The 13,357-nt window shown below is 68.4% G+C and carries 16 protein-coding genes; 8 read left to right on the plus strand and 8 right to left on the minus strand.

Annotation, left to right across the window (positions count from 1 at the left end):
* Position 1 precedes the first annotated feature (1 nt).
* The 5 genes from D7316_RS08700 to D7316_RS08720 form a co-directional block, all read right to left on the minus strand.
* Positions 2-1,228: an arginine deiminase gene (locus D7316_RS08700; RefSeq protein WP_124707930.1), complete on the minus strand. Its 1,227-nt coding sequence runs from the start codon at positions 1,226-1,228 to the stop codon at positions 2-4.
* Positions 1,229-1,319: 91 nt separating this feature from the next.
* Positions 1,320-2,540: an MFS transporter gene (locus tag D7316_RS08705; RefSeq protein WP_124707931.1), complete on the minus strand. Its 1,221-nt coding sequence runs from the start codon at positions 2,538-2,540 to the stop codon at positions 1,320-1,322.
* A gap of 10 nt (positions 2,541-2,550) precedes the next feature.
* Complete coding sequence (locus tag D7316_RS08710) at positions 2,551-3,486, minus strand: patatin-like phospholipase family protein (RefSeq protein ID WP_124707932.1); 936 nt, start codon at positions 3,484-3,486, stop codon at positions 2,551-2,553.
* Between the two features lie 50 nt (positions 3,487-3,536).
* A complete protein-coding gene (gene soxR / locus D7316_RS08715; protein ID WP_124707933.1) occupies positions 3,537-3,983 on the minus strand; it encodes a redox-sensitive transcriptional activator SoxR in 447 nt (148 codons plus the stop codon).
* Positions 3,984-4,054: 71 nt separating this feature from the next.
* Positions 4,055-4,915 (minus strand): universal stress protein, encoded by an 861-nt coding sequence (locus D7316_RS08720; protein WP_124707934.1) that lies wholly within the window; start codon positions 4,913-4,915, stop codon positions 4,055-4,057.
* A gap of 171 nt (positions 4,916-5,086) precedes the next feature.
* Here D7316_RS08720 and D7316_RS08725 point away from each other — a divergent pair, with 171 nt between their 5' ends.
* Positions 5,087-5,395 (plus strand): hypothetical protein, encoded by a 309-nt coding sequence (locus D7316_RS08725; protein WP_124707935.1) that lies wholly within the window; start codon positions 5,087-5,089, stop codon positions 5,393-5,395.
* A 67-nt stretch (positions 5,396-5,462) separates the two neighbouring features.
* Here D7316_RS08725 and D7316_RS08730 read toward each other — a convergent pair whose 3' ends face one another.
* On the minus strand, positions 5,463-5,714 hold the full coding sequence (locus D7316_RS08730) for a type B 50S ribosomal protein L31 (RefSeq protein WP_124707936.1): 252 nt from the start codon (positions 5,712-5,714) through the stop codon (positions 5,463-5,465).
* Positions 5,704-7,098, minus strand: coding sequence for a ribosome hibernation factor-recruiting GTPase MRF (mrf, locus tag D7316_RS08735; protein ID WP_408609995.1), 1,395 nt, complete (start codon positions 7,096-7,098; stop codon positions 5,704-5,706). The genes D7316_RS08730 and mrf overlap by 11 nt, the downstream gene beginning before the upstream one ends.
* A 97-nt stretch (positions 7,099-7,195) precedes the next feature.
* On the opposite strand from mrf, the gene rpmB reads away from it, so the two are divergent.
* From rpmB to rpsR, 4 genes are read left to right on the plus strand one after another with little or no spacing between them, the layout of a single operon-like run.
* Complete coding sequence (rpmB, locus tag D7316_RS08740) at positions 7,196-7,432, plus strand: 50S ribosomal protein L28 (protein WP_124707938.1); 237 nt, start codon at positions 7,196-7,198, stop codon at positions 7,430-7,432.
* Complete coding sequence (gene rpmG / locus D7316_RS08745) at positions 7,432-7,596, plus strand: 50S ribosomal protein L33 (protein ID WP_124707939.1); 165 nt, start codon at positions 7,432-7,434, stop codon at positions 7,594-7,596. The genes rpmB and rpmG overlap by 1 nt, the downstream gene beginning before the upstream one ends.
* On the plus strand, positions 7,596-7,901 hold the full coding sequence (rpsN, locus tag D7316_RS08750; protein ID WP_124707940.1) for a 30S ribosomal protein S14: 306 nt from the start codon (positions 7,596-7,598) through the stop codon (positions 7,899-7,901). Before rpmG ends, rpsN begins: the two co-directional genes overlap by 1 nt.
* 23 nt (positions 7,902-7,924) lie before the next feature.
* Positions 7,925-8,191 carry a 30S ribosomal protein S18 gene (gene rpsR, locus D7316_RS08755; RefSeq protein ID WP_124707941.1) on the plus strand — a complete coding sequence of 89 codons (267 nt, stop codon included), beginning with the start codon at positions 7,925-7,927 and terminating at the stop codon, positions 8,189-8,191.
* 9 nt (positions 8,192-8,200) lie between these two features.
* Here rpsR and D7316_RS08760 read toward each other — a convergent pair whose 3' ends face one another.
* Positions 8,201-10,009, minus strand: coding sequence for a cation:proton antiporter (locus D7316_RS08760; RefSeq protein WP_124707942.1), 1,809 nt, complete (start codon positions 10,007-10,009; stop codon positions 8,201-8,203).
* Between the two features lie 191 nt (positions 10,010-10,200).
* On the opposite strand from D7316_RS08760, the gene D7316_RS08765 reads away from it, so the two are divergent.
* The 3 genes from D7316_RS08765 to D7316_RS08775 are packed head-to-tail and all read left to right on the plus strand — an operon-like array spanning position 10,201 to position 13,357.
* Positions 10,201-11,217: an AurF N-oxygenase family protein gene (locus tag D7316_RS08765; protein ID WP_124707943.1), complete on the plus strand. Its 1,017-nt coding sequence runs from the start codon at positions 10,201-10,203 to the stop codon at positions 11,215-11,217.
* Between the two features lie 46 nt (positions 11,218-11,263).
* On the plus strand, positions 11,264-12,799 hold the full coding sequence (locus tag D7316_RS08770; RefSeq protein ID WP_124707944.1) for a 4Fe-4S binding protein: 1,536 nt from the start codon (positions 11,264-11,266) through the stop codon (positions 12,797-12,799).
* Positions 12,800-12,856: 57 nt separating this feature from the next.
* Positions 12,857-13,357 (plus strand): hypothetical protein, encoded by a 501-nt coding sequence (locus tag D7316_RS08775; protein WP_124707945.1) that lies wholly within the window; start codon positions 12,857-12,859, stop codon positions 13,355-13,357.

Genomic DNA, 13,357 nt, shown 5'->3' on the forward strand with positions numbered 1-13,357 from the left:
GTCAGAGCTCGTCCCGCGCGAGCGGACACGACATACAGCGCGGGCCGCCACGGCCGGAACCGAGCTCCCGTCCCTCGATCTCGAGCACCTCGATCCCCGAATCCCGTAACCGCTTGTTGGTCTCGACGTTGCGGTTGTAGGACACGACCACTCCGGGCGAGAGCGCCAGCGTGTTGTTGCCGTCGTCCCACTGTTCGCGCTCGGCGGTGATCGGATCCAGTCCGGTGTCGATCACCCTCAGCTTCTCGATCTCCATCGCATCCGCGGCCGCCTCGACGAACGGCCGTGACCCGGTGACGCTGACCGCGCCGTCGGAATGCCGCAGGGTGAACGCCGACATCGACTCGGCGATGTTCGGGTACATCACCACCGCGTCCTGGTCGACCATCGTGCACACGGTGTCCAGATGCATGAACGCCCGCGCCTGCTCGATCGGCACCGCCAACACCGTGTGGGCCAGACCGTCGTCGAACAGGCTGCGCGCCAACGCTTCCGCACCCGCCGGGGTGGTCCGCTCCCCCACGCCGACGGCGACCACACCGGGCGACAGCAGCAAGACGTCGCCACCCTCCACGGGCGCCACCTGGGATTCGTACGCACGCCGTGCGCCGGTGAACCGCGGATGGTGGGCGTAGATCAGGTCGGTCAGCGACGTCTCGCGCACCCGTGCCGGCAGCGCCAGGGACGTGATGGCGAACCGTGGTCCGATCCAGAACGAACTGTCGCGGGTGAACAACAGATTGGGCAGGGGTTCGATGGCGAACTCCGGCCCGTGATGCATCCGCCGGACCAGGGATGATGATGCGGCCGCAGGCGTGACCGGCAGTTCGTCGAAGGTCATCCCGGCGGTCAGCACGTGCGCGAGTTCGGCCGCCGGCAGTCCGCGGAGGTGACCGGCCAGGTCGTCGGCGAGGTGCGTGCCGAGGCGCCGGGCACTGACCGCGGCGGCGATCCCTTGGATGCGGGCCGCGCCGCTGTGTTCGATCGTCTCGGCGAGCAGGTCACCGAGGAGGAAGACGTCGACCCCCTTGGACCGCAAGAGCTCGGCGAACGCGTCGTGGTCCTCCTGCGCTCGATCGACCCAGGGCAGCCCGTCGAAGAGCAGCTGATCGTTGTTGCGCGGTGTCAGCCGGCGCAGTTCGTCGCCGGGACGGTGCAGCATCACCGCACGCAACCTCCCCACTTCGGAGGTCGAACCCAGGGCGTAGTCGGCGGCGGCGCTGCTCATGGACCAACGGTAATTCGTCGGCGTCGATCTCACCCGCTTTGTGGGCACTGAGGTGTCGCGCGTCCGACGTCGGGCACCGGGCCGGGTGACACTAGGTCGTGTCGCGATCCATGTCGGTCAGGTGCGGACCGCCGCCCACCACCGCGGGCGCCGTCTCGTCGGCGAGGCACCACATGCCGAACGCGACGGCCGTCACCACGCCGGTGAGCACGAACGCCGGGCCGAAGCCGGCTCGGTCGGCGACGAACCCGACCACCACGGGCCCGCTCACCGCACCGAGATCCGAGCTCATCCCGTAGGCGGCCAGCGCCGACCCGCCCTGCTGCCGATTGCCCAGCACGTCGGCGAGCGCCGCCTGATGCGTCGGTGCGAACAGACCCGATCCGACACCCGCGACGAGGCAGAGCAGCAGTGCCACGAGCAGATTCGGCGCGAACCCGAGGCCCGCGGTGGCCACCGCGGCGATCGCCAGACCGGGCAGCATCACCGGCCGCCGACCGAAGCTGTCGGACAGTCGACCGGCCGTCACGATGGCCGCGACGTTGCCGACGGCGAAGACCGCAAGCGCCACCCCGGCCATCGCCGGCCCCTCGCCGAGCCCGTCGGTGATGAACAACGGGACCACGGCGACCCGCACCCCCATCGACGACCAGCCCTGGACGAAGTTCGATGTCAGGATCGCGCGGTAGGTGTTGTCCCGCAACGCGGTACGGAACGCCATGACACCGGCTGCCACGACGGTGGTCGGGTCGGGCCGCCCACCCTGGTCGCGGAGCTGGGTGGCGACCACCACCGACGCGATCACCAGCGCGATCGAATAGACGACGAACGGCATCCGCAGCCCGAAATTGACCAGGGCGCTGCCGATCAGCGGTCCGGTGATGTTGCCGATGAGGAAACCGGCACTGAAGTAGCCGGACACGCGGCCGCGGATGTCCCCGGGCGACATGCGGATCAGCAGCGCCATCGCCGACACGGTGAACATCGTGGAGCCGACGCCACCGGCGGCCCGGAACAGCAACAGCTGCCAATAGCCCTGGGCGAACGCGCATGCGAACGTGCTGCCCGCAACGATGAGGAGGCCGATCAGATAGATGCGGCGCTCGCCGAACATGGTGACCAGCCGCCCCGTGGCGGGGGCGAAGAGCAGCCGCATCACCGCGAACGCGGACACCACGGCCGATGCCGCCGTGAAGCTCACGTTGAAGCTGCGCGCGAACGCCGGCAGCGCCGGCGCGATCAGTCCGTATCCGAGCGCGATGACCACGTTGGCGGCCAACAACACCCAGATCCCGCGGGGAATCCGTCTCACGATGGCGCCGTCACTGGGTCAACTCGGGTAGTTGGTCGAGGGCGTGGGCGGTCAGCGACCGCCCGATCGCGATCATCTCGGTGCCCTTGTGGAAGTCGAGGGTGCGCACCGACTTCCGCGGGATCCGGATGAGGATGTCGGGCGGGTAGCCGGCCACCTGATACCGGGTCAGTGCTTCCTGCATGATGTCCAGCGACCGGCTCAGCACCTCGATGCGGCCCATCTTCGCCGGCTCGGGTCCTGCATCGGCCCCGGCGTCGTCGGTGCCGGGGAGTTCCATACCGAACCGATCGCGCACCGAGCGCACGAAGTCGCTGTCGAGGATGGGGGCGACGTTGCGTCGCAACAGGCGCTTGGTCTTGGGCTCTCGGGTCGCGCCCTGATCGGGGCCACCGTCGGCGCCGAGGACGACGCCGATGGTGACGTCACTGGTGACCGCGGACGTCGGCGCGACGGGCAACGGATCGAGGATGCCGCCGTCACCGAGCAGCCGTCCGTCGTACTCGTGGGGGCTGATCACGCCGGGGATGGCGATCGATGCGCGGATCGCGTCGACGAGGCTGTCCCGCTGGAACCAGACCGCGCGGCCGGCGTTCAGGTCGGTGGCCACCGCCGTGAACGGGGTCCGGAGATCTTCGATACGGATGTCGTCGAGGATCTCCCGCACCCGGGTGAGGATGCGTTCGGCGCCGATGACCCCCGACTTGGACAGGGACACATCCATCAATCGCACGACGTCGAGTTGGGAGAGCCCGGTGACCCAGTCGACGTACTCGTCGAGTTTGCCCGCGCAGTGCAGTCCGCCGACCAACGCGCCCATCGACGATCCGGCCACGGTGACGATCTCGAATCCGCGGTCCTCGAGTTCGGCGATCACACCGATGTGGGCGTAGCCGCGAGCCCCACCGCTGCCGAGGGCGAGCGCTACGCGGGTCGATCGGGCCATGAGGTCGAGCCTATCGATGCAGTCCCGGGCGACGCAGGCAGGGACGTGTCCTAACCCCGCATGAGCCGTCGCGGCCCGGGGCCGAGTTTGTTCATCTCGTCGCCGGGATTGAGCAGATGACACTCGCCGAGGGACAGGCAGCCGCACCCGACGCACGAGCCGATCATGTCGCGCATGTTCTCCAGCAGCGCGATCCGATTGTTGATGTCGTCGATCCAGCGCCGGGACGCGGCCTCCCACATCGATTTCGGCGGGGACTCGTGATCGCCGAGTTCGGACAGGACGTCGGCGATCACCGCGAGCGGAATCCCCGCGGTCTGCGATGCCCGGATGAACGCGACCCGTCGCAGCATCGCGCGGTGATACCGACGCTGATTACCCGACGTCCGTCTGCTGAAGATCAGACCCTGATCCTCGTAGAAACGCACCGCCGACGGCGCGATCCCCGCCCGCTGCGCCAGCTCGCCGACGGAGAGTTCGAGCTTCTTGAGAGACACGAATCCCATCGTAGGCGAGTTCAAGTGAACTTGAAGTCAGGCGCCGCGGGTGTGGCGCTGGAGTGGCGGCGCTAGCTTCGTACCACCATCACCGGGCACTCCGCCTGGTGCAGGATCTTCTGGCTGGTCGAACCGAGCAGCAGACCCTTGAAGCCGCCGCGGCCCCGGCTACCGACGACGATCAACTGCGCGTTGGCATCCGCGGCGTCGAGCACCGCCTTGGCCGGCTCCTCCGGGATCACCACGCGCTCGATGACGACGTCCGGATAGTCGGCGCTGTAGCCGGCCAGCCGCTCGGACACCGCCTCGACGGCCTCCTGTGACATCCGCGCGATCTCGTCGGGCTCGATCCCGTATCCGTGCAGCGCGTCGACGTCGAGGGGCGTCCAGGTGTGCACGGCCACCAGCGTGGCGTTGCGCAGCGACGCCTGCCGGAAGGCCTCGGCCACCGCCGCGTCGCTCACCGGCGAGTCGTCGATGCCCACGATCACCGGGCCGTCCCCGCCGGGTGCGGCGACCACGACGACCCGACCGTGGAAATGGGCCGCGACCGTGGTGCTCACCGAGCCGAGGAAGAGTCCCCGGATCGAACCGAGGCCCCGGGTGCCGAGCACGATGGTGCCGGCGTCCTTGCCGAGTTCGAGCAGCGCGCGGGCGGCGTCACCTTCGACCAGCGAGGTCTGCACCGACGCCGCGGGCGCGGCCTGCTTGGCCAGCTCGGCGGCCGCGTGGACCGCATCGGTGGCATCCTGCTTGATCGCGTCGACGACATCCTGCGGGATGATCAGTCCCGGGGCGTAATTGCTGGTGCTGATGTCGTAGACGCCGACCAGTTTCAGATCGACCTCTTCGACGGCAGCCGCCTTGGCCGCCCATCGCACCGCCGCATTCGAGGCGTCCGACCCATCAACACCGACGAGTATCGCGCTCATTACCGGTCATCTCCTCACTCGGTCACCCTGGTGGCCCACCATTCCGTGGCCCTGTCCTCCATCCTGCCCTGCCCGGCACCTACCGGCAATGAGGAGAAGGTCCCGGTCACAGTACTTTTCGTCACCGAGTAGGCTGGAGTGGAGATGAACGATGAGCGAACACGAGTAGCCATGACCGAACCCGACAAGCCGCAGACCAACGGCGACGAACTCCGGCAAGCTGTCGTACACGGCGCCGTCACAATAGGTTTCGGGATCGCAATCCTGCTGGTGGCGCTGGCGTCCAGTGGCGCGATCCGGACCACGCTCATCGTCGTGGCGCCGGTCGTCGTCCTGATCGGCGCGCTCGCCGCACTGTGGCGGACCTATCGCAACTGGCGCGCCGGTGGCCGCTGGCAGGTGTGGCAGGGCGCCTCGTGGTTCCTCCTCGCGATCTTCATCGTCTTCCTGTTCGGCACCGGACCGACCCTCGTCACCTGATCGCCGAACGGCGCGACTCCGATCGAGAACATCTGGCCGCGTTGGTATCCCACGCTGAGCGTGGAGGTCAGCGGCGCAGATCCGGATAGCGCCGGCGGAACCGTTCGACCCGTCCCGCGACATCACGCACCCGCGCGACGCCGGTGTAGAACGGATGCGATTCGCTGGTGACGTCGACGGTGATACGTGGGTAGACGCCGCCGTCCTCCCACGTCACGCGATCATCGGACGTGGCGGTCGACCGGGTCAGGAACTCGGTGCCGGTCGAGGCGTCCCGGATGACGACAGGGTGATAGTCGGGATGGATCTCAGGCTTCATGGCCGTCCTCTCGATGGGGTGTGGCGTCCGAACCGTGGCCGTCGGTGCGGACGATGGCGTCGACGGTGGGCAGCTCGGGAGCGTCCAGATCGTCGCAGGGGTCGGCATGGAACTGCCCGAACGGATCGTCGAAGGTCGCCCAGAACTCGGGCCCGGCGTCGAACTCGACCTCGTTGAGACAGGCCGCGCGCAACGCCTCCTGCACCTCGTTTCCGGCGGCCCGATGGACCAGCACGACCATCGACGTGTGCCGGTCGCCGAAGTCCTCCGACCAGCGCAGGGCACCCATCGCGCGGCGCTCCGGGTCGACCTCGGCCCGCTCGTCCTCGTCCATCGCGGCGAGCCACCGACCGCCGGGCGCGACCCGCAGACCACCGCCGGCGGACTCCAGCCACAACGCCTCATCGGGTTGCGTGGCCAGCCACAGCCGTCCGCGGGCGCATACGACGCCGTCGAGCAAGACGTCGATCGCGTCGTGCAGGCGACCCGGGTGCAACGGTCGGTCCGCCTGGAACTCGACCCACACCACACCGCAATCCGCTTGCAGCGGTGGCTGATCGCGCAGCAGCGGATCGTGCGGACCGTCGATCCGGCCCCGCCGGGCGCGCGGATCGACGGCGGCGAGGAGACGCTCGATCAGGACGGGTCCGACAGTGCGCTGCGGTAGCTCCAAGATCATCGGCGCACGCGGGGTGAGGCGTTTGAGAACCGCGGTCAGCCGGGCCGACTCCCAGGCATCGCGCATCGCGGGATCGCACCCCTCGACGACGAGTGCATCGGCGAATCCGACCTGCCCCACCGCCACCTGCGCGAGCGTGCGGTCGTCATCGACGCCGTCGAAACCGGCCTCTGCCAGGGTCAGGTCCCCGGTCGCGGCCTCCAGCCAGTCCTGTTCGGCCACACAGGCGATCGTCGCGTCGATCCGGACGTCACGCCCGGCCGGGCCGTCGACGAAGCCGGGCATGTCCGCGACGACGACGTGCTCGATCGCCCAGGAGATCCGCTCCGGCTCCAGGATCGGGTCGAGGGTCACCACGATCCGGCGGACCGCCGACTGCCGGTGCAGCCGCCGTAGCAACGGGAGCAGATCCTCTCGCAGCGTGCACGAGACGCATCCGTGGGCCAGCTCGACCTCGGTGACCCGGTCCCGGCGCCGTCCGTCGGGGTCGATCCAGGTCAGCCGGCGCGTGACCCGCCCGTCGGTGACCCTGGCGAGATCATGGTGGACGTGGGCGGTTCCGGTGACACCGTCCTCACCAACCAACGCCGACCCGACCCGGGCGACCGCCGTCGACCCCAGCCCGGTCACCAGGACGATCGGCGTGCGGTGGTCCCCGCCGAAGGCTCCGATCGGGTCGGCCGCGTCTCCGTCGTTCACATCCACTCCCTTATTGGCAACAATTTCCATTTGCTGTCGCCCGACGCTACCGTGGCGGGAGCACTAATGCCAATCGTTTCCAATAAGACGAGAAGGAGTCACCATGTCCAGACGGTGTCAGGTCACCGGGCGCGAGCCCGGCTTCGGCAACCGCGTCTCCCATTCGCACAGACGGACATCACGACGCTGGAATCCGAACATCCAGCGCCGTCGGTACTACGTCCCCGGCGAGGACCGCTACGTCACACTGCGGGTGAGCACCAAGGGAATCGCCACCATCGACAAACTGGGCATCGAATCGGTGCTCGCGACGATTCGTCAGCGCGGCGAGAAGATCTGATGGCCCGCAACGAGATCCGGCCCATCGTGAAGCTGCGCTCCACCGCGGGCACCGGATACACCTACGTCACCCGCAAGAACCGTCGCAACGACCCCGATCGGATGGTGTTGCGCAAATACGACCCGATCGCCCGCAGACACGTCGACTTCCGAGAGGACCGCTGATGGCCAAGAAGTCCAAGATCGTGCGCAACGAACAGCGCCGCGCGACCGTCGCGCGGCACGCGGAGAAACGCGCCGCGTTCAAAGACATCGTCCGGGCGGCGTCCTCGACGCCGGAGGAACGCCTCGAGGCCATGCGCCGACTGCGGGCACTCCCCCGCGACGCCAGCCCCACCCGCCTGCGCAATCGCGACGCCGTCGACGGACGTCCGCGCGGCCACATCCGGAAGGCAGGCCTGTCGCGGGTGCGCTTCCGCGAGCTCGCCCATCGCGGCGAACTGCCCGGCATCCACAAGTCCAGTTGGTGACCACCCAGTCCCTAGGAGAGACAATGGCTCGCAACCCCAACCGCCGAGGCCCCGCCGCGGACCAGGCCAAGCGCGCACGAAACCTACTGTCCACGAACGGTGTCCGCGTCAACGGCGCCCACCCGGTCGACTACAAGGATGTCGCACTACTGCGGCAGTTCCTGTCCGACAAGGGTCGTATCCGGGGCCGACGCGTCACCGGACTGACGCCCCAGCAACAGCGTCAGGTCGCCACGGCGATCCGCAACGCCCGGGAGATGGCGTTGCTGCCCTACGATTCTCGTCGGTGAGCGTGGACGTCACTCGTCGTCGAGCCGGAGATCGAGACTGATCTCCTCCGCATCGAGCTGCTGGAGCTCCTGGGTCAGCAGCGAGGAGTGGTAGGTGCCGTTGTCGCGCATCCGGAGCAGGGTCTCGCGCTGCGCGGCGATGGTAGCCCGGCGGACCTCCTCGAAAGCCTGGCGATAGGCGAGGTCGATCCCGGTGGCGTTGCCGTCTTCCTCGGCCTGCTCCTCCATCCGTTGAATCCGTTCACGGACCCACGGATACCGGGCGGCCAGGTCGGAGGAGGACAGCACATCCTGCGCGGTTCGACTGAGCTCTGCGCGCAGTCGATCATGTTCTGCCGCACGGTCGTCGGCGATGTCGGCCAGACGCAGCCGCCGGATGACCCAGCCGAGGGTGCCGCCCTGGAGGATGAGCGACGCGGCCGCGACCACGAAGGCGATGAGCACCAGCAGAGCCCGCGACGGCGTGTCGTCGGGCAGGGTCTGGGCGGCGGCGAGGGTGACGACACCACGCATCCCGGCCCACACGACGATCGTCCCCTCCTTGGGCCCCATGGGCGCCGCCGTGTAGTAGTCGATGTCGGCGATCCGACGGGTGATCCGGGTCCGATAGTGCTGGACGGCAGCGGGATTGGCCGCGAATGCCTCCGTGGTGATCTGCGGCCGGTCGCCGTCGCGACGCTGTCCGCCCGGCCGGGGACGTAGGCGCAGGCGGCGAGGGGGCCGCTCATCCGCGGCGTCGCTCGGTATCTGATCGGGGATCTTCTGCGCCTTCTCGCTGATCTTCGCATCCATGTTCTGCAGGTACGGGCGAATCGCCGTACCCCGCCGAGCGATCCGGTCGAGCCACCAGATCATCGGCGTGACGTAGAGCGAGCGGACGACGAGCGTGATCGCCAGGGCCGCGAGGCCGATCCACACCGCGGTGGTGATCCCGCCGTGTTCGTCACGTACCGCGGCGATCAAACCGGACAGTTCCAATCCCATGAGCAGGAACACGCCGCCCTCGAGGAGGAACTCGACCGTGCGCCAGTTCTGGGTGTCGGAGAGTCGATGCTGCGGTGACAGGTACTTGACCGCGCCGGCACCCGTGATGAGGCCGGCGGTGACCGCGGCGACGAGTCCGGAGGCCCCCAGCTCCTCTGCCGGCAGGTAGGCCAGGTAGGGCACCGTGAACGAGATCGCCGTGTTGACGGTGGCGTCGGAGAGGCGTCGTCGGACCCAGAGATTGAACCACCCGATCACGCCGCCGACCACGACCGCGCCGAGCACCGCCCACACGAAGCTCAGCGCGACGACGCCGAAGGAGATGCCCGCGGCCGTTGCGGCGACCGCGGCCCGCAACAGGACCAACGCGGTGGCGTCGTTGAGCAGGCTCTCCCCCTCGAGGACCGCGATCACCCGGCCCGGCACGCCGAGCCTCTTGGCGATCGAGGTCGCCACGGCGTCGGTCGGCGACACGATCGCGCCGAGCGCGATCCCGGTCGCGAGGCTGATGTCGGGCAGCACCCAGTGGAAGAACACGCCCAGAATGACGGCGCTGACCAGCACCAGTACGACCGACAGCGCGCTGATCGCGGTGAAGTCGCGGCGGAAGTCCATCGTCGGCATGGAGACCGCGGCGGAATAGAGCAGTGGTGGGAGCACGCCGACCAGGATCCATTCCGGGTCGATGTCGAGGTCGGGCACGAACGGCAGGATGCCGACCAGCGCTCCGACCACCACCAACAGCAACGGGGGCGCGATGCGGATGCGTGGACCGAGGACATGGGCAGCGGCGATCCCGAGGACCGCGACGATCACGAGGAGGATTTTCTCCATGCCGACCATCCTGACGCACGCGGCGACGACAGGGTCCGGCACGCAGTGCCATCCTGGATTGTGACATTGAGTGTTGACAAATGATCGAGCGTCCAATTACGTTCGGATCATCAGCACGCGTCCCCGGTCAGGCCGGTGGACCGCCCCGGAATCGCCCGGATCACCTCCGACGACGAGAAGGGTCATCAGGCATGACCAACACCCTGCATCAAGTGGGACAGTCCTATGTCCCCGAGCACGACAAGTCGCGTTCGGACGACGATTACACCCAGGTCCTCGACGACCTGTCGGCCGCGTCGGTCCATCGGAACTTCGACCCGTACATCGACATCGACTGGGACTCGCCGGAGATGGCGATCGTCCCCGGCGACCACCGGTGGATTCTGTCGAAGGAGGTCGACCCGGTCGGCCGCCATCCGTGGTACCAGCAGCAACCCGTCGACAAGCAGATCGAGATCGGCATGTGGCGCCAGGCGAACGTGGCGAAGGTCGGCCTGCAGTTCGAGTCGATCCTGATCCGCGGGCTCATGCAGTACAGCTTCAAACTGCCCAACGGGGCCAAGGAGTTCCGCTACACCACGCACGAATCCAAGGAGGAGTGCAACCACACCCTGATGTTCCAGGAGTTCGTGAACCGCACCGGCATGGACGTGCCGGGCGCGAAGATCGGCTACCGGCTCGTCTCCCCGTTCGTGCCGTTGGCGTCGACGCTGTTCCCCACCATCTTCTTCTTCGGGGTACTCGGCGGCGAGGAACCGATCGATCACATCCAGAAGGACTTCCTCCGGACCCGCGCCACCCTGCACCCCACGATGGCGGCGGTCATGCAGCTGCACGTGGCCGAAGAGGCGCGGCACATCTCGTTCGCGCATCACCTCCTCCGGGAGACGGTCCCGCGCAAGGGCCGTGTCCAGCGCTTCCTGCTCTCGCTCATGTTCCCTCTCACCATGCGCATCCTGTGCGGCGCGATCGTCGTGCCGCCGAAGAGCTTCCAGAAGCGGTTCGACGTTCCCGACGAGGTGATGCGCGACATCTTCTGGCGGTCGGACGAGTCGAAGAGGTTCCTGCGCAATGTCTTCGGTGATGTTCGGATGCTGGGCGAGCAGTGCGGCCTGATGAACCCGGTCTCACGCCTGCTCTGGAAGATCCTGGGCATCGGCGGTCGCCCGTCGCGGTTCCGCAGCGAGCCGACCTACACCGCGGCCTGATCGCGCTCCCCCTCACAACGCAGTTCCCCTCACAGACGGATCCGACATGCCCCACGTTGTCACCCAGGCGTGTTGCGGCGACGCCTCGTGCGTCTACGCATGCCCGGTCAACTGCATCCACCCCACGCCCGAGGAGCCGGGTTTCGGCACCTCGGAGATGCTCTACATCGACCCGTCGACGTGCGTCGACTGCGGCGCGTGCGTCAGCGCGTGCCCGGTGGGCGCCATCGTCCCCGGACATCGGCTGACCGACGATCAGGCTCCGTTCGCCGACCTCAACGCCGCGCAGTTCGATTCCACCGGAGACGGCGCGGCGAGCTTCCCGGTCGATCCGGCCCGCCGGCTGCCCCTGGCTCCGATCGACAAACCTCGTCGCCTCGCGGTGGACGGCCCGCTGTCGGTCGGCATCGTGGGATCGGGTCCGTCGGCCATGTACGCCGCCGACGAATTGCTGCGTCATCCGCAGGTGACGGTGACGGTGTACGAACGGCTGCGCCGTCCGTTCGGCCTGGCCCGCTACGGCGTCGCGCCGGATCACCTGGCGACGCGCTCGGTGATGCGCCTGTTCGACGACATCGCGCGCAACCCGCGGTGCGACATCCGGCTCGGCACCACGATCGGCCGGGATCTGACCCTCGACGACCTCCGGGGCCGTCATCAGGCCGTCATCTGGGCGGGCGGCGCGCCGACCGACCGTCGACTCGTGATCGACAATGCCTCTGCGCCAGGAGTATTGAGCGCGACAGAGCTGGTGGGCTGGTACAACGACCATCCCGACCACGACAACCTCCAGGTCGACCTCTCCTCGTCACGGGCCGTCGTCATCGGCAACGGCAACGTGGCCCTCGACGTCGCCCGCATCCTCACCGCGGACCCGGAGGGACTCACCGATACGACGATCTCCCGGCACGCCCTGCGCGCGCTGCGTACCTCGGCGATCGAGGAGGTCGTGGTCCTGGGTCGCCGTGGGCCGGTCCACGCGGCGTTCACGCTGCCCGAACTCATCGGCCTCGACACGAACGCGAACATCGTCGTCGACCCTGCCGACGTGCCGGACAGCGGTGATACCGCGGTGATCGACCCGACGACGAGCGCGAAACTCGACCTGCTCGCGGAGATCGCCGCACGCCCCGCGCGACCTGGACGCCGTATCCGCTTCGTGTTCCACCGGTCACCGTCGGCCATCAGCGTCGACCCTGGGGGTCACGCCGACGGCGTGGTCGTCGCGCACAACGTGGTCAGCGGTACGGACGGCATCGAACCGACCGGTGTCACCGAGACGATCGACGCCGGCCTCGTGCTCACCTCGATCGGCTATCGCGGGGTCCCGGTGCCCGGGCTGCCCTTCGACGACACACGCGGGGTGATCCCCCACGACGCCGGACGGGTCCTCGACCACGACGGGCCGATACCCGGCATGTATGTGACGGGCTGGATCAAACGCGGGCCGTCGGGGTTCATCGGCACCAACAAGACCGACTCGGCGGAGACGGTCGCCGCGCTGCTCACCGACTTCGAGGGCGGGATGCTGTCCGGCCACGAGACACCGCCACGCAGACGGTTGCTCAGCCGACTGGGCTGACGGCGCAGCGGCCGGACCTGACGCCCGATCGTCGGTGTGCGCCGTAGATTGACCCCCATGGCTCCCCGGTACGAACGCAGTACGGCCCCCACCGACATCGATGCCCTGCCCACCGACATGCGCGCGGCTCTCGACGCCTATGCCGTCCGCCATCAGCTCGCGCTGGCCGAAACCCTGCCCGCCTGGCTGACCCGCAGCGTCAACCCGCCGTCGACAACGTTGTTGGGCAGGCTGTTTCACCGTCGAGCCAATCCCACCGATCCTGATTCGGAGCATCAGACGGTCACGGTCCTGCACCCCAGCGAGCTGATCATCATCGTCTCCGGGGCCCGTCGCGGTGTGACCGTGTTGTCGGTGCCGTTGGCGTCGGCGTCCTTGTCGCCGGGACCGGCGGTCGGGAGCGCCGGCGGGTCCGACGACAACAGCGTCTCGGTGTCCGGTTTCCCCGGCGACGACGGCCGACCCGGCACGTTCTACCTGGGCTTGGGACCCGAGCCCGCCGGAAGGGAATGCCGGGAGTCGCTGCGAGCCGCGATCACCGCGGCGCGGAACCCCTAG

Source organism: Gordonia insulae (assembly GCF_003855095.1).
In the GTDB taxonomy this organism is placed as follows: Bacteria; Actinomycetota; Actinomycetes; order Mycobacteriales; family Mycobacteriaceae; genus Gordonia; species Gordonia insulae.